This is a genomic window from Pseudomonas sp. SID14000 (assembly GCF_002165135.1).
Classification (GTDB): domain Bacteria; phylum Pseudomonadota; class Gammaproteobacteria; order Pseudomonadales; family Pseudomonadaceae; genus Aquipseudomonas.
In genome coordinates this window covers 356,551-377,179 of record NZ_NFZQ01000002.1, presented here as the reverse complement: position 1 = coordinate 377,179, position 20,629 = coordinate 356,551, and the positions used below count along the sequence as shown (strand labels likewise).

The following is a 20,629-nucleotide window of genomic DNA, read 5'->3' as shown; positions in this document are numbered from 1 at the left end:
TTTTGGACTACTACGAACCGGTGCCGGTGCGCATTGCACTGGCATCGACGAGGGAAGGTTTTGTTGCAGCAGACACCGATACCACGTTGAGCACCGTGGCCGAGGTGTAACAAATGGCATCCAGCGCGGCCTGGCCCACTAGCGAAAGGCCCTTGCTGGCAGCCACCACCTTTTTCAGGCGCAGTGGTTTGCACACTTCCGGCAGGCACGGCACGATGTTCAGCGCCACCGCCGAGCCGCTTTGCCCCAGAGAGGCAGGGATAGCTACACCCAGGTGGCCCAGGCCGTAGATGAACGTGGCCATCACGCCCACATCGTCACGGTTTTCAGGCATCTTGCTTGCCGCCACTACGAACACGCCATCCAGCAGCACCCCCAGGCAGGTGTAGATCCACAGCGTGCGGCTGGCACCATCGGCCGTGACGCAACCCGGTGCGCCACTGGAGAAAATCCAGGGGCAGCTGCACAACTGCGCGGCGGTTTCCAGGGTAAGCGCCACATAAGCAATGATTGCAGGCGGGCCGGCATCGGGCGGCATGCTGTCGCCCAGCGCGGTAAGGCCACCGTAGAAGAAATAGGCAACCGAACCCAGCACCCCCGTCACCAGCGCCAGGTCCCTCGGCAAACACCCGGTCCAGCCATCGCCGACGGTTGCCAGTGCCTGGCTGCCCGCAGGCTTGAGCCCGGTCGCGCGGAGCAGCATGTCGGCATTGAATGCGGCCTTGAAGCGCTGCACGCTCGCCTCGTCCGGGAAAGGCGCCTGGTTCTGCATGACCTTGAACAGGATCGTGCCCGGCACCGCCAGCACCAGAGCCATCAGGTCGAGGGTAGTCAGCTCCGAGCCATTGGTGATCAGCCGGTACAAGTCGCTGACGAAGGGGATATTCCACTTCGCGTTCATCAGCGTCTTCAGGCTGGCGATCAGCGTGGCCACTGTTCGCAGCATGGCGTCGATCACCGCTTGCACGCCAGAAAGCACTGCCTGCAGCACACCTTCGACCACACTCATCAACGCCGCCAGCAACTTGCGGAAAATCTCGTCCGGCGCAGTGCCCAGGTCTTGCAAATACGCGAGTGCCTGCTCGAACGCCGCGGTGGACTCGGTAAAGTCAGCCAGGCGCGTGAGCTCATCCAGAAACTGGTTGAAGGGCCCGTCAGCCTGGCTGAGCAATGCTGGGCCAGCCAGGCTGGTCTGGGCGACGGAGGCATTGTTGACCAGGCCATTGTAGACAATGTTGTTGGCGCAGGCCCTGGACGTTGCCGGGTCGTCAGGGGTGTTTGCCTGCTCGTAGCCACCCAGGCTGTAACTGCCGGCGATGGTGTTGCGCGCCTCTGCAAACCATTGCTGCAACTGACGCTGCAAGGTGTCGATGCCACCGTCCACGATACGCTGAATACCGCCAGTGGCGCCGACCAGGAAGTCGAAACCGGTGTTGACGATGTGGGCAATCGCGTCATGGGTACGCAGCATGTCACCCCAGTTGAACAGGAATGCCAGCCATTCGTACAGGTCCTGGAAGAACACCTTTACTGCCGAGAACACGGCCTCGGCCAGGTCGAATGCCTTCTCGACCGTGTCAACCAGGGTTTCGAACAAGTACGTGACACCATCGATCACGAAGTGAAACGCCGCCTGCACGCCGGCGCTGACCGTGGTCACCACATAATCGAGCACCCTGATGATGCCTTGCGCGACACCGGCGATGAAATCACCGATATCGGTCAACCAGCTGAACCATCCGGCCGATAGCGAAGCGCTGCGCAGCGCCATCAACACGCCGGAGGCCGCATCGCTCGACAAGTCGGTGAAACGGACTTCACCGTCACGCACGCTCAGGTGCCAATGCTGTTCCGGCACCGTTTCAAGAGCAAGCATACGCTCCGTGAGGTGGCCATCGCGTCGCAGCAGTACGCCTGCGCGTGGCCGGCGGGGGTCTACATAGGGTATTGCCGATGCCTGCATGTAGGCCGGGCTGGCCAGGCGCATGCTGCGGCTCACCGCCTCGGCCACCGCGTTGGCGGTTTCCTGCTTGTGGTATTGGTCACGCAGCAACGGCGCACCGCTAGCGAGTTTGGCGCTCATCAGTTCATCGCCGGTCGTGACGCTGATCCGCTCCTGGACCTCGGCATCCTGACGGATTTCGATACGCTCGCCCGGCGACATCAAGGATGGCACTTTAAGCAAAATGGCCGGCGCGGCCAGGCTGCTGACCTGCTGGGCTATGGAGAGGATGCCGGCACTGTTGGTCAGCAAGCGCACCGGCCGACGCGGCGTCACATAGTAGACACCGCCATTGATTGCCAGACGGGATGGCGCCTCGGTCCAGACCTCTACAGGTGTTTCGGCCAAGGGAGTGCCCACCTCGCTGAACAATGTCACGTCCGTGCTGTATGAGGCAAAGTCCTCGATGCTGCCCTGGGCCTGCACCTCCAGCGCTGCGGTCAGCCAGTTGCCGCTGTTGGCTTCGCGGGTAAGCTGGACCACATTGTTCTGCTGGCTCTTGAGCGCGAATACTGCCAGCCCGCCGTCTTCCACCGTGCATTGGAACGACTGCACGCCGCTGTACACCGGCGTAGGCTGAGACCACCCTGTTACTGACGGCGCATGCTGGCTGGCGTGATAGAGCGTATTGTCCACCCCCAGCAACAGCGCATCGAGCGACGGCAGTAGCGCGACCTGCTTGAACGACGACGCTGTAGTGAGCTGCGCCCAACTGTAAGGTCGGCTACCGCCACCGACCAGGCAGTAGGCATTACCATCGGCGAGAATAGCCAACACCTGGGTATTGCCGACCTGATCGGTAGTCGCGGCCACATCGACACTGCGGAAGTTGGCAGCAATTGCCGGACGCGAAAGCTGCCCGGTGCTGAGGGTGTATTCGAGAATGACAGTGTCGAACACCGAAAACGCGACATTGCTGTCACTGTTGCCGGTCCACACGGCGTTAAGGCTTTGCAGTTGCAACGTGGTGCCGTTGAGGGCCGTGGGCGCCTGGCTGCCCCACACGCCCCAACTGAAGTTGTAAAGCGTACCAACCAGTGCCTTGGCCTCGACCAGCACACCAACGTACAACTTGTTGTGGATACGCGTGGTGGTAATGCGCGCGATGCGAATGGCGTTGGACGGCAGCGGCACATCGATCAGCTTCACGGCGGACCAGCGCGTCGCCGATGTCGGCTGTTCGACACAGTACAGCAGGTTGGTGCCCTGTGCCGCGAATACCACGATGTCCCCGCTGGGGGTGAGGCCGGTGCTGATCACCTCGCCGGTCAACCCGGTCAGCGTTGCGCTGTTGGCGGTCGGGCTATGTGGATCGGGATAAATGTTCCAGACCTGGGTGTCGCTGCCACTGGTAAACAACTCCACATCCCCATGCCCATTGACGATGGCGGATGCCGAACTGCCACCGTGAACGGCGCTGGCTACCCGGTAGTTCTGCATGAAGCGGGACTCAGGAACGACGGTGACGGATGATCGGGCAAGCGAAGACGAAGACTCGAATCTTTCCATGATTTGCTCCGTTGGTGGTTGATCCATCAACGGACAGGTTAGGAGCTATAAGAGAATAGGATTCGTTTATTTTGGAATATTGGAGGTAGCGATTTGCTATCGGACAGCGGTCGCCTGGCCTGCGAACGGCTGGGTGTTTATGGATATCGGCACGTTGCGAACAATCAATTTGGAGACCGTCTCGGCAGTCCCTTGCCGGACGCTAACGGTTCAATGCCTCAAGCATTGGCGGACACGTGTGGAGCACGCAAACCCCACAACCGTAACCCAGGGATAGCAGAACCAACCCGCTCACCCGCGAACACCGGCACAGCCGGTGCCATACACCGCGTTGGATTCTTCGCGGGCACGCCCGCTCCCACAGGATCACACAGCCTTCACTGCAACCGCAGCACCTGTGGGAGCGAGTTCACCCGCGAACACCGGCGCAGCCGGTGCCATACACCGCGCTGGATTCTTCGCAGGTGTAACACCGCTGCTTCGCACAACGCGCGAGCCTGTCGATCAGAACACCGACCATCCAATCCGCGAACTGAGCAACTCAAGCGCCGCCATCCCCGCCAGGGAGTTACCCGCAGCATTCAACTCCGGCGACCACACGCACACCGTGAATTGCCCCGGCACGATCGCCACAATCCCGCCGCCCACGCCACTCTTGCCTGGCAACCCCACCCGGTAGGCGAAATTCCCGGCTTCGTCATACAGCCCGCTAGTGGCCATGATCGAGTTCACCTGCTGGGTCTGGCGGCGGGTCAGAATCTGCTCACCGCTGTGCTTGCAGAACCCGTCGTTGGCCAGGAAACAGAACGCCCGAGCCAGATCGAGGCAGTTCATTTGCAGCGCGCAGTAACTGAAGTAACTGCGCAGCACCGTCTCCACCTCGTTATGGAAGTTACCGAACGACTGCATCAGATAAGCCATGGCCGCGTTGCGCGCGCGGAATTGATACTCCGAATCAGCGACACGGGCATCAATGGAAATGTGGGGATTGCCCGACAGCCGCCGTACAAAATCGCGCATCGACAAAGTGGGTGCTGCGAAGCGCGACTGGTTGATATCGCAGATCACCAACGCCCCCGCATTGATAAAGGGGTTGCGCGGCCGACCACGCTCGAACTCCAGCTGCACCAGCGAGTTGAACGGCTGACCGGAGGGTTCATGACCAAGCCGTTGCCAAATGGCTTCACCCGAGTGGCCAATCGCCTGAACCAGGCTGAACACCTTGGAAATACTCTGTACCGAGAACGGCACCAGTGCGTCGCCTGCGCAATGATAGCTGCCATCGTTGCCATAGACCGCGATACCCAACTGGTTCGCAGGCACATCGGCCAGCGCAGGAATGTAGTCAGCCACTTTGCCCTTGCCGATCAAGGGACGTACTTCTTCGAGAATCTCGTTCAACAGCGTTTGCATGGAAGGCCCTGTATCAGTCCCCCAGACGACGGCTAAGGGGTAGCATTCTTGACGAAGGTTGGCCGGCAGAAATCACACACTTGGCAAGAAATTCCCGACCAACCCTGTAACGCGTGGCGTCTCGCCATCACCTATGCTGTGCTTGTCTCGACGGATAGAGAACATGCAACCGCCAGGGTGCACAAGCAACTAACCAAGGAATGGAGAGTCAACAATGCCCGCTTGCCCCTTACCCGCTGACGAAGCGCTGCGCCAGCGCACGCTCGATGACATGAACCTGGTCGATACGCCAGCCGAGCATTACCTCGATACCTTGGTACGGCTCACCCAGGACCTGGCCCACGTGGATACCGTGCTTATCAGCCTGATCGATCAGGACCGCCAGTGGTTCAAGGCCCGCATAGGGCTTGAGGCAAGCGAGACGACGCGCAGTATTTCCTTCTGCGGCTACGCCATCCTCGGTGACGATACCTTGATGGTTCCCGACGCGAAAAGCGATAGGCGATTCGTCGACAACCCGCTCGTGCTGAACGCGCCCTATATCCGCTTTTATGCCGGCCACCCCTTGCGCGCCGGGAACGGTAAAGCCATCGGTACGCTGTGCATGTTCGACCCGCGCCCGCGCGTGCTCAGCGAGGCTCAGCATGCGAATTTCAGGGACCTGGCCACGCTTGCCGAAGGATATCTGCAGTTGCGTACCTTGGCACAGGTGAACCGCGATCTGCGGCTTGAAATGGATCGCGAGCAGCGCAAAGCCTTGCTCGACCCTTTGACGCAACTGTGGAACCGCGGCGCGCTGTCGGCGTTTGAAGAGCATGAACGGAAACTGGCAGAGGTGAACGGCCTGCAGCTGGGTGCGGTGTATGCAGACCTGGATCACTTCAAATCCATCAACGACAAGTACGGCCATGGCGGCGGTGACAAGGTGCTTTGCGAAACTGCCCGGCGCCTGCGCGCAGCACTTCGCCCCGATGATCTGTTGGTGCGCCATGGGGGTGAGGAGTTCGTTGCTATTTTGCAGGTTAAGGACAGTGAAGAGCTGACGGGGATTGCTGAGCGGATTCGCGAACAGGTGGGTGCCAGCCCGATGCAGTTGCCCTGTGGCCAACTTAAGGTGAGCGTGAGCGTAGGGTGCACCCTGTTTGCCAAGGGTGAGACGTTGGATGACGCACTGGAACGCGCTGACAAGGGGCTTTATGACGCCAAACAGAATGGACGAAACCGGGTTGTCTATGTAGCGCCGTAACTCGAGCCGAGCACGATCCGGGCTGTACGGCATTTTTTCTGCACATCAGCCCGAAACTAGCGGGAGGTTTTGTGGCGAACGTAAAGCGCAGCCGTGCCCCCGGAAACCGGCCGTGCCTGCAACTCGAATACATGTGGATGGCCCTTGATCAAATCACTCAGCTTCTTGAAACCATGCGTGCGCGAATCGAACTCAGGTCGGAGCTTGGTCATGTTGGCGCCCAACGCACCCAGGTTCGCCCAGCCCTCCTCGTCAGCGAGATCGTCCAGAATCTTGCTGATAAAGCTAACTGGAGCTTTGGGCTTTTTACGAGCGACTACTTCTGTGTTCGGCTTACCGGTCCCTGCAGTAGCATCAACCTCCACCGCCACTTCCTCACTGGCAGAAGGCAAGACCTCCTCCCGCAAAAGCTCGGTGTAGATAAACTTGTCGCAGGCAGCCACGAATGGTTTCGGTGTTTTTTCCTCCCCAAACCCATAAACAGTCAGACCTTCCTCACGCATGCGCGAAGCTAGCCGAGTGAAGTCGCTGTCGCTCGAAACCAGGCAAAAACCATCAAAGCGCCGGGTGTAGAGCAGGTCCATCGCATCAATGATCAACGAGCTGTCGGTTGCGTTCTTCCCTTTTGTGTAGGCGAATTGCTGTATGGGTTGAATGGAGTAATCGAGAAGAACCTTTTTCCAGCCACCCAGTTGGGGGCCGGTCCAGTCGCCATAGATACGTTTCACGCTCGCCACACCGTACTTGGCAATTTCCTCGAACAGCCCCTCAACGATGGCGGCCGGGGCATTGTCGGCATCAATCAGTACAGCGAGGTGTTTCTGTGAGTGGTTCGCGCTGTAAGTGGCCATGACCCGTCCTTGAAAAGAATCAACCATATCGTCAACGGTTCCAGAAATCTCCCCCTTTTCAATATCCAATCGGATCGGCTTGCGGGGGCTTCTGAGCCTGTATTCCCTGGCGCAGTCACCGGTAATCCATCCGGCAGCTGCACAGTGAAGAAAAATCGGCGGAAAAACAGCCACAGACCAATCGCATTCTTGACTGTTAAAGGGTTTGGGGTTCACGCGCTTCAGCCTGCACCGCTGGCCCCGATCTCATCCATGAAATCCGCAAGAAACACTTCAAGCCGAGCATGACGTTCAGCAGCCAGCCGAGCCCCTTCAGCAGTTTTAAAGCCTGACGCAAGCTTGAGCAGCTTGGTATGAAAGTGCTCGACCGTATACGCCTTGTCCTGATACTCCCTCCCCCATGCAGTGGGGTTCTCGAAATCGTACAGCGCCGACCCCATTCGCCCGGAAACGTAAAAACACCGGGCGATACCCACTGCACCTATGGCGTCCAGGCGATCACTGTCCTGAAGAATCCTGGCCTCAAGGGTGAGTGGTTCGAAGCCAGCCGAGTAGCTGTGGGTTTTGACTGCATGCGCCACCTGTTCGATGCGCTGCAATGGCCAGCCCATATCAGCCAGGATCGACGCTGCCCTTTGTGCGGACAGCGTTGACGCCTGCCCACGCAAGGGCGAGTTCTTTTCTACCGCAACACAATCATGCAGCACTGTCGCTGCAAGCAGCACTTCCAGGTCGCCGCCTTCTACGCGCTGTATTCGTTGTGCGTTGACCCATACGCGATGGATATGGGACAGGTCGTGGGAGCCATCTGGCTGGTCAGCCGGTAGATACTTCAGCAGGTCAGCGGCAAAGCGCTGGAAAGGGGCAAAAGCTTCGATAGTCATCTTCGGTGCATTCCATGGGCTGTTACTTGGCGTCCTTTGCAGGGGGCTGGCCCGTGACCTGCCTTGGTCCAGATGCGAGCGGGTCAGTTTCAAGGCTTGAGTGGCGAAAGTCCATGCTGGACCGTTTGTTGGCATCGCGACATAACTGGATACAGGGATGCGTGAGTGGAACGCTTTTTGAGAGCCACAAACCGTTAACAGAGCAGCCGACGTTGCATGCTGTAAAGGTGAATGGGCAAAAAAAGTCAGAATTAACCCCTTCCTTGTAGGCCATTTCCCAAAGATACTCCCTGCGCCTGTTTTTCGTTGCACATGGAAATCGTGAACCATAGTCTCGACCTGCCGCTACCAATTGGCGGCACGGTTTTGACAGGCCGTGGTTCACTGAGAGCATGTGCAATGCCAGTTATGGCAGCTGTGCGTGGGGCACCTTTGTGTGCGCCGGGATTCTCAGTGCCCCCGGTCTGTCAACCCACAAACAGCTGCCACCCTTCCGTTTGACAGCGGATCTGCGGCAGCCCTTTAAGGCACTGAGAGGGTTTATGCTGAAGATAGTCCCTGATCCACCCCACAATGTTCTATCCCTTGAAGACACCCTGATCCAAGCCACCGATTACGCGCTGTGCGCGGCGACCGTTGTGCATCAGGCAATGTTGCTGCAGCCCAAATCGCCCGCGTCGATTCTGATGATGGCCTCGATGCATGAGCTGGAGACGCTGCGAGCTTTGCTTGAGTCCGCAATAGTCCAGGTGCAGATGCCTACTGAGCCTCGAACTGTGCACTGAGGCTTCATTGATGTGTCGCTTGGTCCGGCCCTACCGCCGGGAGGTCTGGCTCCCACATAGATCTGAGCTGCGCCACAGATCTCGAGGCCTATGCAGTAGCTGTGGGAGCAAGCTGGCTTGCTGGTGATGAGGCCAGACCAGGCACTAGTGATTTCGGGGAGATTGAACAATGACCACAGAAGAAACCAAATTCACCGTCGGCAAAACCACCTTCTACCAAGGGGAAAACCAGACCCATCCGCTGTTCCGCATCGAAGCAGGCATCCCCTGCCAGAGCGCCCGCGAGCAAGCCTCTGAGCTTATGGGCTATGCACGGGATATGACTCTGGACGGCTTGATGGAAGACAAACCCCAACTGATCTGGGCTTCGCATTACCTCTGCGCATTGGCTAAGGCGCTGATGGATGATGCCGAACTGGGCATGATGCGCTGAATTGCCCTTCCCTCACTGGATGCCTTCAGAACCTAAATCCATCCCGTTTTGAAGGCGCTCCAGCTGCCCCCACGTTCACAGCCAGGTAAAGCTCGCGTGCGCTTAGCTGTCTACCGAGACTCGATTACCCATCGGCCGCGCAACATTCCTTTCAGCTCGTCAACACTCAGAGTCTTATCTCTCTTGCGATGGACAACCGCGTGACAGTTGGCACACAACGTCACGAGATCTGTCTCAGGATTCACGGCCTTCTCCCCACCAAAGTCCGAAATCGGTACTACGTGATGAACGTGAATGAAGCCCTTCGCGTGTTCGCCGTATGCCTGTTCGAAATCAAACCCGCATGCCTTGCAGTCAAGCCCGTGGATGGCGATGGCCTTCACCCTCAGATCTTTCCGGCGCTCGTAACGGGTTCCAAAGTAGCTTGTTTTGCTGCCTTCACTGGCCGATTCAAAGGTAAGTGGGTCGCCTTCCGTATCCGGTACATCCGCGTCGACCTCCGAAGGCAGGAGCTTTGCATGGCTTAAGATGGCATCGTAATCGGATTGAGAAATTGGCCGAACGCCATCACGCCAGTAGTTACTCATACGGCTGGCGGGGATAGTCTCCAGGTACTCGCCGTCAATTTTCGAGGGGACAGCGTCTTCAAACGGCGTGAAGTTTTCGATCAGAGCAAACAGATCACCCTTATCGCTCCTCCGATCTGCGTAGACCTGACCTATACGTGCCTTACCAAAATAATGCGGATCGGCGCTGAGGCGGACGGAAGCAAAGGCTTTGTCCTTGATGCGCCCTTTGTAGTAGATCACCTCGGTTCCCTCCGCGAGCCATGCTTGGTAGCGCTTGGGGAAGTGATAGACAGCGCCTGTCTCGTCTTCCCACTGTGATGTATCGTTTTCAACGATGACGACGGGCATTTCCTTTTCCTCTCGACTGATGGCAAAAGCCTATCAAAAAAGAGGAAATTTCCTACGGGACAATGGCAAAAATCGATAGCATCGCGTTACGGTCCACTTCGCTACGCCAAACGCCGCTATGCGTGCATTTTTCTAACTGAGGATTACCATTACCGACTTACCCTCATCTAGGGCATCTGGCCAGCCTTGATCAGAACACCGAACATTCGATACTTGAATTCAGCAATTCAAGCGCCGCCATCCGAGCTAGGGAGTAGCCGGCAGTGTTCAGCTCAGGTGCCATACGCACACGGTGAATTGACCTGGCATGATCGCCACGACCCCTCGCCTACACCACTCTTGCCTAGCACCCCCACGCGGTAGGCGAACTTGCAGGTCATACAGCTTACTGATGGTCATGACAGCATAGGTGCTGCGAATCGCGACCGGTTGATATCGCAGATCCCCAACGCATTCACGTTGATGCATATATAGTTAGTACAAAGAATCGATCAATTATCGGCTTCAAGGCATACGAAAACACGACACATCAACAGCTTGAGTTAGGGCGAAATTCAATCATAATAGAAACAATATAAAATATGCTAACCTTCCAATACCAGGTGCTTAGTAATCCTCAACCAGTGCTTCCCCTTCCAAATTAAAACAACTGGGCTTAGCGATATTGTTTCGCCAAATCAAAATTTACTTTTTTTTTGCCATCTGATAAAATCGCGCGCGAGACCGAACACCTACGAGGATTCCAGTGTCCGCAAAACAAGCAATAGCTTCTACTGAGAATTCTCAGCAGGTCAGCGCCACGAGAAAAAAGAGCCTGGGAGCCTATTACACCCCAAGCAACTTAAGTCGAATTCTATGCCAGTGGGCGATTCGTTCAAGCAACGATAGCATATTAGAACCCAGCTTCGGCGGCTGTAATTTTCTAGACGAAATCGCTTTACGACTCAAAGAAATTGGAGCTGCAGACCCGCTTGCAAATGTTCACGGTTGTGATATTGACACTCATGCATTTGAAAAGCTCAAAGCTTTACCCTATAGTTACCCAGATTCAAATTTTCTCCACGAGGATTTTTTATCGTTAAGTACGGAAAATTTTTGCAGCGAACAAGCTACTGCTGTGATTGGGAACCCCCCCTATATCGGACACGCACAAATCAATGAAAAACAAAAAGGTACAATCAGCGCCTGGAAAGCCAAATTTAAAACCATAGTTGATGCCCGCTCAAGTCTTTGGGTTTATTTTATCCTGCATTCACTTGAATTCATTAAGCCCGGAGGAAGAATTGCTCTGGTGCTTCCTGGTAGCTTCCTGTCCGCTGACTATTCGAAAAAATTGCACACCGCACTGAAATCAGCATTTGAGAAACTATTGGTGATTTCTCTTTCAGAACGAATTTTTTTAGATGAAGGAGCCGAAGAGAGAACAGTTATACTCCTGGCAAGGGGATTTAATAAATCAAAAAAAGCTGCGGGAGATATGCGATTCCATCATGCTATACGAGTTACTGACATCTCCCAAGCGCTGAGGACATGGAATGACAACTCATCGGCCCTGGAACCTTTTATCGACTTTGGCGCAGGTTCGTTCGTAACGCGTGACACTATTAATTTATTTGCTGCAACTCGCAATATTTTCCCTTGCGTCACCTTAGGAACCATCGCATCCATAAATATTGGAATCGTTACCGGCGACACAAAATTTTTTATTAGAACACAGACCGAATGGACTAAAAGCGGAATCGACAAGAAGTACCTTAAATTCGTAGTGCCAAAAATTAAAAGTATCCAAGGCATACACTTAACACCCGAACAAGCTTCAAATCTAGTAAAAGCAGATGAACGATGCCTGCTACTCAACACCAAGAGCAAAAAGCTATCAGCTGAAGTATTGCTCTATTTATCATCTTATCCCGAAGATTTAAAGCAGAAAGCCACCTATACAAAACGCGCAGTTTGGCACCAGCCGGATGACGAAAAAATACCTGACGGATTCATGTCCTTTCTTACCCACTATGGACCTCGGCTTGTAATCAACTCTAGCAAAGCCAACTGCACAAATTCAGTGCATCGAGTATTTTTTAACGCTTGCATTACTGAAACCCAAAAGAAAACGGTCGCTATTTCGATACTTTCATCTTTTACTCAGCTACACGCAGAGATAATCGGACGCCCTTGTGGCTCTGGCGCCCTCAAGCTAGAACCAAAAGATGCTATGGCTCTAGCAATTATACTTCCGACCCAGCCGAATCCGCTTGTAGTTGATAAAACATTTGAGCAGATACAGTTCCTGCTTTCGGCTAACATACCCGATGAAAAAGAAATTCGGAAACTAGCGGACTCATTTCTAAAAAACACACTTAACAAGAATACTCACTGGGAATTAGACATATTTGACGAGGCACTGAACAGCGCTAGAAATCATAGAAAAGGCGAACTAAAATAGGGAAAGCATAAATGGACGCTCTACATTTAAAAAACATTCTTAAAAGCGAGCTAGATTTAGATTCTGTGGATTTCAGCAAAATATTGATGTTGGCAAACGAACTTGCTAAAACCGACACAGACAATGTTCGCTTTTCTATCGACGCAAGTCACATATCTCGCCTAGGCAGGGAACTCGTTTCGAAGCAAGAAACTGCCGTAGCAGAACTGATCAAAAACGCTTACGATGCCGATGCCACTTATATAAAAATAACATTTATAGACTCGAATTCTATTGGCGGCTCACTAATAATTGAAGACAACGGCTGCGGGATGAACAGAGAGCAGTTGATAAATGGCTTTATGCGAATATCAACTAAAGATAAAAGTATCAATCCACTCTCAAGCAAATTCAAGCGACAGCGGGCCGGGCGCAAAGGAATTGGACGTTTCTCTGCTCAGCGGCTCGGATCTCATTTACAGATTCTGACCAAAAGAGAGGATGAGAAACATGGCTTTTCGCTAGAAATTGATTGGGCCCGCTTTGAAAATGGAGATTTAACTCATATATCTAATAAGCTCACTCTTCAGGACAGCATCCCGACCGGTACTCACCTCATAATATCAGGATTGAAAGATTCCTGGAGCTTAGCTCAGATCCAACGGACCTATAGATATATATCAGAACTTATCCAACCATTTTCACTTCCGTTTGCACCTGAAAAAGCAGCAGGTGACCCAGGATTTAAAGTTGAGTTTTTCCAACGTATCCACGGTGAAGAAAAAATTGTAGCCGATGAGCAAAAAAGCATATTAGACCACGCTTACGCTGTATTTTCTGGATATATTTCCAGCAATGGAACACCTTACTACTCGATAAAATCTACGCGGTTTGGAATTGCCGAAAACGACCTGATTCTTACTCCCGACCCCAAAGTTAGAACCGTTTATGATAACAACGTGAGTGATTACTCTAATTTGGTTGGTGTTAGCTTTAGAGCTTATTATTTTATTGACGACTTATTACCAACGGGATCTCGTGGTGCTGTTAGGAATGTGCTGAAGAACCACGGCGGTATTAAGGTTTACAGAAATGGCTTTAGAGTCCTACCGTATGGAGAACCAAAGGACGATTGGCTCGGTTTGCAGCGGTCATCCGCTCTACGACAGCTGCTTCCTCCGCATCACAACTCAAACTTCCTTGGTTTTGTTCAGCTTAATGATGTTGATGGAATAAATTTTGAAGAAACTGCAAGTAGAGAAGGGTTAATTGAAAACCTCGCTTTCTTCCAACTACAAGATTTTCTTTACAAGGCGTTAATGAAGGGTGTAATTGCTATTGCTCACGCTCGTAGTAGAAAGGTATTTTCAACAGACACATACATTCAAGTAAAAGAGAAAGAAAAACCCACCGCTACAGCTCTAGTGGAAGAGATTAAAGAGCTGATTGAGGATTTGAGTTATCACGCCGAATCAACTGATATACCTTTAAATGAATCATCTTGGAAAAACCAGGCAAGTAGTAAAATTTCAAGCATTTCAGAAAAAGCCGAACAACTAGGTAACGTTTCTGAGTCTCTTCTCAAAGAAATTGGCATGCTTCGCGTACTAGCGAGCCTTGGGTTAACAATAGGTGAATTCACACACGAAACCCGACACGTACTGACAGCCTTATCTGCGGGAGTACTTGAGCTTGCTGACGGAAGACCTACTGAAGAGACGTTAAGGAATCTCAAAAGCAACATATCCTCCCTCCAAGCTTATATGCGATACTTCGACAAAGCTGTAACTCAGAACTCTCAAAGAACACTTGAAGTACACGAAGTAAGAGATCTACTATCGGATTTCGAAAGAATTGTTCATTCTCCACTTCAACGTCAAAATGTTGAACTCGCCATTACAGTGAAGGGATATGACCTATTTGTGAAGCCCAGCCATCGCTCAGAATGGGCGTCAATATTCTTCAATTTATTCACAAACTCACTGAAGGCTATTAATCGAGCACGCACCTCCGGAAAAATTCAAATCAATGCCGGTGAAATCGATTCGTCAACGCTGTATATCGAATTTTCTGACAACGGTGATGGCATTCAGCCGGACCATAAGGATAAAGTGTTCGATGCATTCTTCACCACATCTACTGCTGCAGATGCATTGGCAGATGAAGAAACACAAGTTACAGGCTCAGGCTTAGGCCTCAAGATAATTCGAGATATCATAGAAGATGCTGGGGGTGAAGTATACATTCATCAACCACCAACAGGGTTTAGCACCTGCGTCCGAATTGAATATCCACGCGCAACCGATGAGGAAATACCAGATGAGCTTCGTTAAGTACCTTTGTATTGACGATCAGCCCCAGCAGTTCATCCAGCCAATGCTAGATAGACTGGCCGGTACTAATGGAAACTTAAAATTTCACCGAATGCAGCCTCAAAAGCTCGAACAGCAACTCGATGTGATTCGAGAAATGGAGCGCAACTCTGAAATTTTCGGTTTATTACTCGATTTACGCCTTGATGAAGAGTTCGACGAAGCAGGCAACAAAGTCTTTTATCGGGGCCCCACGCTAGCACAGGAACTTAGAAGCCGTATGGCCGATGGAGAAATTTGTAGTTTCCCAATAGTTCTTTGGTCTATGAATGATAAAATAGTTCATTCATATTCTCCTGACAGCAGCTCGCATGATCTATTTGATGCAGTTTATGCGAAAGACGACGGCATGCATCAACTAGAGGGCAAATTTGTCTCTAGCGCTTTGGTAGCTTTAGCACAGGGTTATAAATTTCTTCGAGGCCTTTCAAAAAAAGGAAATACAAAAATTTCGGGCGCAGTCGAAGTACTTAACTTGCTTCCAAATGAAAGAGACCTATTGGACCCCCGGCTTGTTAATTCATTTTTCTCTGTTTCCCCGGTAACAGCGGCAAGCATCGTAGTATCTCTTATCTCAAACAACGGTACGCTTATCGACGAAGACGTTTTAGCTGCAAAACTAGGCGCTGATATAACGGCATCCGGTGAAAGCTGGGACGAATTAAAAGTCATAATTAAAGACACTTACTATACCGGACTATTCCATAATGGATGGGACCGCTGGTGGTCTCACAGGGTAGAGGCAATTGCTTTTGAGAAGCTTAAGCTAAAGACTTCACTTCGCCGACTCGATGCCGCTGAACGTATAACAGAGTTGAATAACGCCTTCAACTTGAGCCTGGTCCCGGCCAGTCCAATCGAACCTGGCTACAGCACCAATTATACGACAAAATGTTTTGCTACCAACAAACCTCTTGACAGCAGCGACGGCTTTAAGATAGCCAGCAATACACAAGACCCATGGTTGGATAGCTGCTATATATCTACTCACGCATTATTGGCCCGGATTAATAAAGACACCTGGCATCTAGACCCTTTAGAACTGGAGCGCTACAAAGGACTTAAGGAAAAGCTCAAAAATGAAGAAGAAAATTAATAGCGCCTCATTTCGCAGAGACCTGTCTTCTGAGCTGAGATCTTTCGCCACTATTCTCAACAGGAATCTATCCATTGTTTTCAATGACATTGGTGCATTGACGCAAGCAGCCAGCATGTGCGCAGGAAACATGCCATATGGAAAAGATTCGTGGGGATATAGCGTTGATAACTTAGTGCTTCGTATAAAGACCCCAAGGAAGACTATTCCAGCTACGGTCGGTGACTTCCTAAAAGTCAAGGTCGATTTTAAGATTGGTGGACTGTGCTCTACAATCTTATCGGAACTCATAAGTGAGTTAGAGCTAAACATAATAATTTCCACAGAAGACAATAAGCTTATAGCTAGCTGGCATTTTGATCGACATATATTCAAAGATGGGGACGGTGAGCCTGAGGATGCCCATCCTTTATATCATTTCCAGTTCGGGGGTAGAAACCTTAATATCTTGCAAGGAAATCATGGGGGAATTTTGATCTTACCATCCCCTAGAATCGGTCACCCCCCGATGGATATTATTCTCGCCTTGGACTTCGTGCTATCTAACTTTGCTGGTGGATACTGGAAAGCGCTTCGTAGCGAACGAGATTATGGAAATAAGATTCGAGACTCCCAACAACGCTATTTACGACCTTACATAGAAGGCCTTAACTCTTGGTTCACTTCATCCGGAAGTAGGGACTTTTCGACGGAGCTTTGGCCCCACTTTATATAAACTTTGGCTTGCCGAGATCACTGATTACTCTATGAACTCGGCTGCCCTAATGTTTAGGTCTCAGTTCTGCGGCCCTGCCGCATTATTTATTTGGGTTCTACCTCGCATTCGGTAATGCATTGACTAGAGATACTCCTACGCCATTTCCCGAAAAGTCAGATAGTTACGCCACAGATCATGTATGTAAGTAATTGCGGCGATCGAAGCCTCATGCTGGCCTACGATTAATTTGTCGAGCTGAATTTAAAATTTATTCTCAACTGCTTAGTCCCGCCGTCCATTTCACAACTTGCGCCAAAGTCGCCGTTAATAGGGCCGATCAAACAGTTGGGGCATGCAAGGCTTGGGTTTCCGCTTCATCGAGCGCAGCGGGATTAAGGGTTTCATTCGATATTGTCGCAGTAGCGGCGTAGCGCTTCGACGTCGCAGCCCTTGTCGGTAAGCAACCATTTGCAGCGCTTACGTAGCCGGCTACGCTGGCTTGATAGTGCTGAAGTCGTCCAGAAATGGTTGGACCTAGCTGATGCCACAGGCTCGACCAAGAGGAAGAAGCGCAACAGCGTCCCATTGGCACCGCAGATGCCTGTTGGTTGTCAGGTCCGCCGCGACTGCGGCCTAGAACGTGATCGGCAGGCTCCTCTCCGAACGCCAGATGAGGTTCGGGTAGCGCGGATAGCAGTTGGGTTGAAAACAAAAAGCCCAGTCATAACCGACTGGGCTTTTTCGTTTCAAATAATGGTCGGGACGGAGTGATTCGAACACTCGACCCCTTGCACCCCATGCAAGTGCGCTACCGGGCTGCGCTACGCCCCGACTGGGCTTTGAAGCATGCTCTCAATGCTACCGAGAACGTTGAAGAATGTACCCTAACCTCCTGATAAATGAAAGCTTTTTCTCAAAAAATTTTCCATTCACCAACAACCCAGCTCACTTCTTCAACACCACCAACACATCCTCCAACTCGACAATCATCTGCCGAATCAGCTGCTTGTACTGGCTCGACTCATCCTTAGCCTCATCACTGGAGAGCCTCAACCGAGCCCCGCCAATGGTGAACCCCTGGTCATAAAGCAGCGCACGAATCTGGCGAATCATCAGCACATCCTGCCGCTGATAATACCGCCGGTTCCCCCGCCGCTTCACGGGATTGAGCTGATCGAACTCCTGCTCCCAATACCGCAGCACGTGCGGTTTTACCGCACAAAGCTCACTCACCTCACCAATGGTGAAGTACCTTTTGCCCGGTATGGGGGGCAGTTCGTCGTTATGGCTTGGTTCCAGCATAGGCCTCAACCCGGGCCTTCAACTTCTGCCCTGGACGAAAGGTGACGACGCGCCGTGCGGTGATCGGGATTTCTTCCCCTGTCTTGGGGTTGCGGCCCGGCCGCTGGCGTTTGTCGCGAAGGTCGAAGTTGCCGAAACCGGACAGCTTGACCTGCTCGTTCTCTTCAAGTGCGTGCCGAATTTCTTCGAAAAACAGCTCGACCAGCTCCTTGGCCTCACGCTTGTTAAGCCCCAGCTCCTCGTACAGCCTTTCGGCCATCTCAGCTTTCGTCAGAGCACCCATGCCGTTATTTCCTTAACGTGGTGTTCAACCTTTGTTCGAGCGAGGTGAGGATGTTTTGCAGTGCGGCGTTCACCTCATCGTCGTTAAGAGTGCGCGATGGATGCTGCCAGGTCAAGCCAACGGCAAGGCTTTTTCTATCAGGATCAATGCCTTTACCCTGGTAGACGTCAAACAGCCTGAGGTCTGTAAGCCATTCGCCTGCATTGTCACGAATTACTTCAAGCACCGCGCTAGAAGCTACATCACGTCCTGCGATCAACGCCAGGTCGCGACGGGTTTCTGGGAACTTGGACAGCTCGCTGAATTTCGGCAGGCGGCCTTCGACCACGTCACCCAGCACCAGCTCGAACAGGAACACCGGGCGGTCCAGGTCCAGGGCTTTTGCCAGCTCTGGGTGGATGGCGCCGAGGTAGCCGACCAGCTTGCCGTCACGCTCGATGGCGGCGGTCTGGCCTGGGTGCAGGGCTGGGTGCTTGCCGGCGCTGAAGGTGAAGTCGCTCAGGGCGCCGGAGTAGCCCAGCAGGGCTTCCACGTCGGCCTTCACGTCGAAGAAGTCGACGCCGTCGCGGCCGTTGGCCCAGCCTTCTGGCAGGCGGCTGCCGGTGACAACGCCGGCGATCATCGGCTGCTGCTTCAGGTCGCCGAGCTGGCCGACGAAGCGCAGGCCGCTTTCGAACAGGCGCACGCGGTCTTGCTGGCGGTTCAGGTTGTGCTGCAGTGCCTTGACCAGGCCCGGCCACAGGGACGCACGCATGGCGGCCATGTCGCTGGAGATGGGGTTGGCCAGCAGCAGCGGCTCTACGCCCGGGCTGAACAGTTCGAACAGTTTCGGGTCGATGAAGCTGTAGGTGATGGCTTCCTGGTAGCCGCGGGCAACCAGCAGGCGGCGCAGGGTTGGCAAGTCGCCGCGGGTTTCCGGCTTGCCCTGGGGGGCCAGGCGGGCTTGCGGGTAGCGAACCGGCAGGTTGTTGTAGCCGTACAGGCGGGCCAGCTCTTCGATCAGGTCCACTTCCAGGCTGATGTCGAAGCGGTGGCTTGGGACGTTGACGGTCCACTGCCCTTCCCCACTCTTGGTGGTGGTCAGTTCCAGGGCGTTGAGCAGTTGCTCGACCTGGGCTGGGTCCATTTCCATGCCGAGCATCTGGGTGATGCGTTCGGCGCGCAGGGTGACCGGGGCCACTTGCGGCAGGTGCTGTTCGCTGACGGCTTCGACCACCGGGCCGGCTTCGCCGCCGACGATGTCCAGCAGCAGCTGGGTGGCGCGCTCCATGGCTTCGCGGGCCAGCTGCGAGTCCACGCCGCGCTCGTAGCGGTGCGAGGCGTCGGTGTGCAGGCCGTAGGAACGGGCTTTACCGGCGACGGAGATCGGCTCGAAGAAGGCGCTTTCCAGGAACAGGTCGCGGGTTTTTTCGGTGTTCACACCGCTGTGCTCGCCACCCATGACGCCGGCAATGGCCAGGGCGCGGGTGTGGTCGGCGATGACCAGGGTGTCGGCGCGCAGGGCGACTTCCTGGCCATCGAGCAGGACGAGCTTCTCGCCCTCTTCGGCCATGCGTACGCGGATGCCGCCGTTGATTTCTGCCAGGTCGAAGGCGTGCATCGGCTGGCCGAGTTCGAGCATCACGTAGTTGGTGATGTCGACGGCGGCGTCGATGCTGCGCACGTCGCTGCGGCGCAGGCGCTCGACCATCCACAGCGGGGTCGGCTTGCTCAGGTCAACGTTGCGGATGACGCGGCCCAGGTAACGTGGGCAGGCAACCGGGGCGCTGACTTCGACCGGGCGCACTTCGTCGTGGGCAGCCGGTACGGCTGGCACTGCCGGGCGGGTGACCGGGGTGTCGTACAGGGCGCTGACGTCGCGGGCGAGGCCTGCGATGGACAGGCAGTCACCGCGGTTAGGGGTGAGGCCGATTTCGATGCTGGCATCGTCCAGGCTCAGGTACTGGCGAATGTCTTCGCCAACCGGGGCGTCAGCCGCCAGCTCGAGCAGGCCGTCGTTCTCTTCGCTGATCTGCAGCTCGGCAGCCGAGCACAGCATGCCGAAAGACTCGACGCCGCGCAGCTTGGCCTTCTTGATCTTGAAGTCGCCTGGCAGTTCGGCGCCGATCATGGCGAACGGGATCTTGATGCCTGGGCGGGCGTTAGGGGCGCCGCACACGACCTGGAAGGTTTCCAGGCCGTTGCTTACCTGGCACACGCGTAGTTTGTCGGCGTCCGGGTGTTGTTCGGTGGCGAGGATTTCGCCCACGACGATGCCGCTGAACTGGCCGGCAGCGGGGGTAACGCTGTCGACTTCGAGGCCGGCCATGGACAGGCGAGCGACCAGTTCGTCACGGGAGACTTGCGGGTTTACCCAACCGCGCAGCCACTGTTCACTGAATTTCATGCTGTTCTCCTAGAATGTGCGTCGATTGGGC

General features: G+C 53.9%; 15 protein-coding genes, 1 tRNA gene and 1 pseudogene. 7 read left to right on the top strand and 10 right to left on the bottom strand.

Annotated elements, in window-relative coordinates; genetic code table 11:
• Positions 1-10: 10 nt before the first annotated feature.
• Positions 11-3,511 carry a hypothetical protein gene (locus tag CAY82_RS04640; RefSeq protein ID WP_140399082.1) on the bottom strand — a complete coding sequence of 1,167 codons (3,501 nt, stop codon included), beginning with the start codon at positions 3,509-3,511 and terminating at the stop codon, positions 11-13.
• A 504-nt stretch (positions 3,512-4,015) separates the two neighbouring features.
• Complete coding sequence (glsB, locus tag CAY82_RS04635) at positions 4,016-4,924, bottom strand: glutaminase B (protein ID WP_087500118.1); 909 nt, start codon at positions 4,922-4,924, stop codon at positions 4,016-4,018.
• Positions 4,925-5,138: 214 nt separating this feature from the next.
• On the opposite strand from glsB, the gene CAY82_RS04630 reads away from it, so the two are divergent.
• Positions 5,139-6,170, top strand: coding sequence for a sensor domain-containing diguanylate cyclase (locus CAY82_RS04630; RefSeq protein WP_087500117.1), 1,032 nt, complete (start codon positions 5,139-5,141; stop codon positions 6,168-6,170).
• 56 nt (positions 6,171-6,226) lie between these two features.
• Here CAY82_RS04630 and CAY82_RS04625 read toward each other — a convergent pair whose 3' ends face one another.
• Positions 6,227-7,021, bottom strand: a complete 795-nt coding sequence (locus CAY82_RS04625) for an NYN domain-containing protein (RefSeq protein ID WP_063915109.1) — start codon at positions 7,019-7,021, stop codon at positions 6,227-6,229.
• 221 nt (positions 7,022-7,242) lie between these two features.
• Entirely contained in the window at positions 7,243-7,905 is a 663-nt protein-coding gene (locus tag CAY82_RS04620) for an HD domain-containing protein (protein WP_087500116.1), read from the bottom strand.
• Between the two features lie 542 nt (positions 7,906-8,447).
• Between CAY82_RS04620 and CAY82_RS04615 the strand changes: the two genes are divergently transcribed.
• On the top strand, positions 8,448-8,690 hold the full coding sequence (locus CAY82_RS04615; protein ID WP_003256565.1) for a hypothetical protein: 243 nt from the start codon (positions 8,448-8,450) through the stop codon (positions 8,688-8,690).
• Positions 8,691-8,859: 169 nt separating this feature from the next.
• The gene (locus CAY82_RS04610; RefSeq protein ID WP_003256566.1) at positions 8,860-9,123 is read left to right on the top strand and encodes a DUF3077 domain-containing protein; all 264 of its coding nucleotides are present in this window, start codon (positions 8,860-8,862) and stop codon (positions 9,121-9,123) included.
• Positions 9,124-9,233: 110 nt separating this feature from the next.
• On the opposite strand, the gene CAY82_RS04605 is transcribed toward CAY82_RS04610, so the two are convergent.
• Together CAY82_RS04605 and CAY82_RS26980 are read right to left on the bottom strand one after the other, a co-directional pair.
• Complete coding sequence (locus CAY82_RS04605) at positions 9,234-10,040, bottom strand: HNH endonuclease (RefSeq protein WP_087500115.1); 807 nt, start codon at positions 10,038-10,040, stop codon at positions 9,234-9,236.
• Between the two features lie 190 nt (positions 10,041-10,230).
• Positions 10,231-10,408, bottom strand: a pseudogene (locus CAY82_RS26980) (glutaminase); the annotation flags it as partial.
• A gap of 377 nt (positions 10,409-10,785) precedes the next feature.
• On the opposite strand from CAY82_RS26980, the gene CAY82_RS04600 reads away from it, so the two are divergent.
• From CAY82_RS04600 to CAY82_RS25765, 4 genes are read left to right on the top strand one after another with little or no spacing between them, the layout of a single operon-like run.
• Positions 10,786-12,483 (top strand): class I SAM-dependent DNA methyltransferase, encoded by a 1,698-nt coding sequence (locus CAY82_RS04600; RefSeq protein WP_170931026.1) that lies wholly within the window; start codon positions 10,786-10,788, stop codon positions 12,481-12,483.
• Positions 12,484-12,494: 11 nt separating this feature from the next.
• On the top strand, positions 12,495-14,795 hold the full coding sequence (locus tag CAY82_RS04595; protein WP_087500113.1) for a sensor histidine kinase: 2,301 nt from the start codon (positions 12,495-12,497) through the stop codon (positions 14,793-14,795).
• Entirely contained in the window at positions 14,782-15,930 is a 1,149-nt protein-coding gene (locus CAY82_RS25770) for a hypothetical protein (protein WP_140399081.1), read from the top strand. Before CAY82_RS04595 ends, CAY82_RS25770 begins: the two co-directional genes overlap by 14 nt.
• Positions 15,914-16,645, top strand: a complete 732-nt coding sequence (locus tag CAY82_RS25765) for a hypothetical protein (RefSeq protein WP_140399080.1) — start codon at positions 15,914-15,916, stop codon at positions 16,643-16,645. The genes CAY82_RS25770 and CAY82_RS25765 overlap by 17 nt, the downstream gene beginning before the upstream one ends.
• 736 nt (positions 16,646-17,381) lie before the next feature.
• Here the strand turns inward: CAY82_RS25765 and CAY82_RS04590 are convergent.
• The 4 genes from CAY82_RS04590 to pheT form a co-directional block, all read right to left on the bottom strand.
• A tRNA-Pro gene (locus CAY82_RS04590) sits at positions 17,382-17,458 on the bottom strand.
• Positions 17,459-17,572: 114 nt separating this feature from the next.
• Positions 17,573-17,929 carry a MerR family transcriptional regulator gene (locus CAY82_RS04585; protein WP_003250681.1) on the bottom strand — a complete coding sequence of 119 codons (357 nt, stop codon included), beginning with the start codon at positions 17,927-17,929 and terminating at the stop codon, positions 17,573-17,575.
• A complete protein-coding gene (ihfA, locus tag CAY82_RS04580) occupies positions 17,910-18,212 on the bottom strand; it encodes an integration host factor subunit alpha (RefSeq protein WP_003250679.1) in 303 nt (100 codons plus the stop codon). The genes CAY82_RS04585 and ihfA overlap by 20 nt, the downstream gene beginning before the upstream one ends.
• A gap of 4 nt (positions 18,213-18,216) precedes the next feature.
• A complete protein-coding gene (gene pheT, locus CAY82_RS04575) occupies positions 18,217-20,598 on the bottom strand; it encodes a phenylalanine--tRNA ligase subunit beta (RefSeq protein WP_087500112.1) in 2,382 nt (793 codons plus the stop codon).
• Between the last annotated feature and the right edge of the window lie 31 nt (positions 20,599-20,629).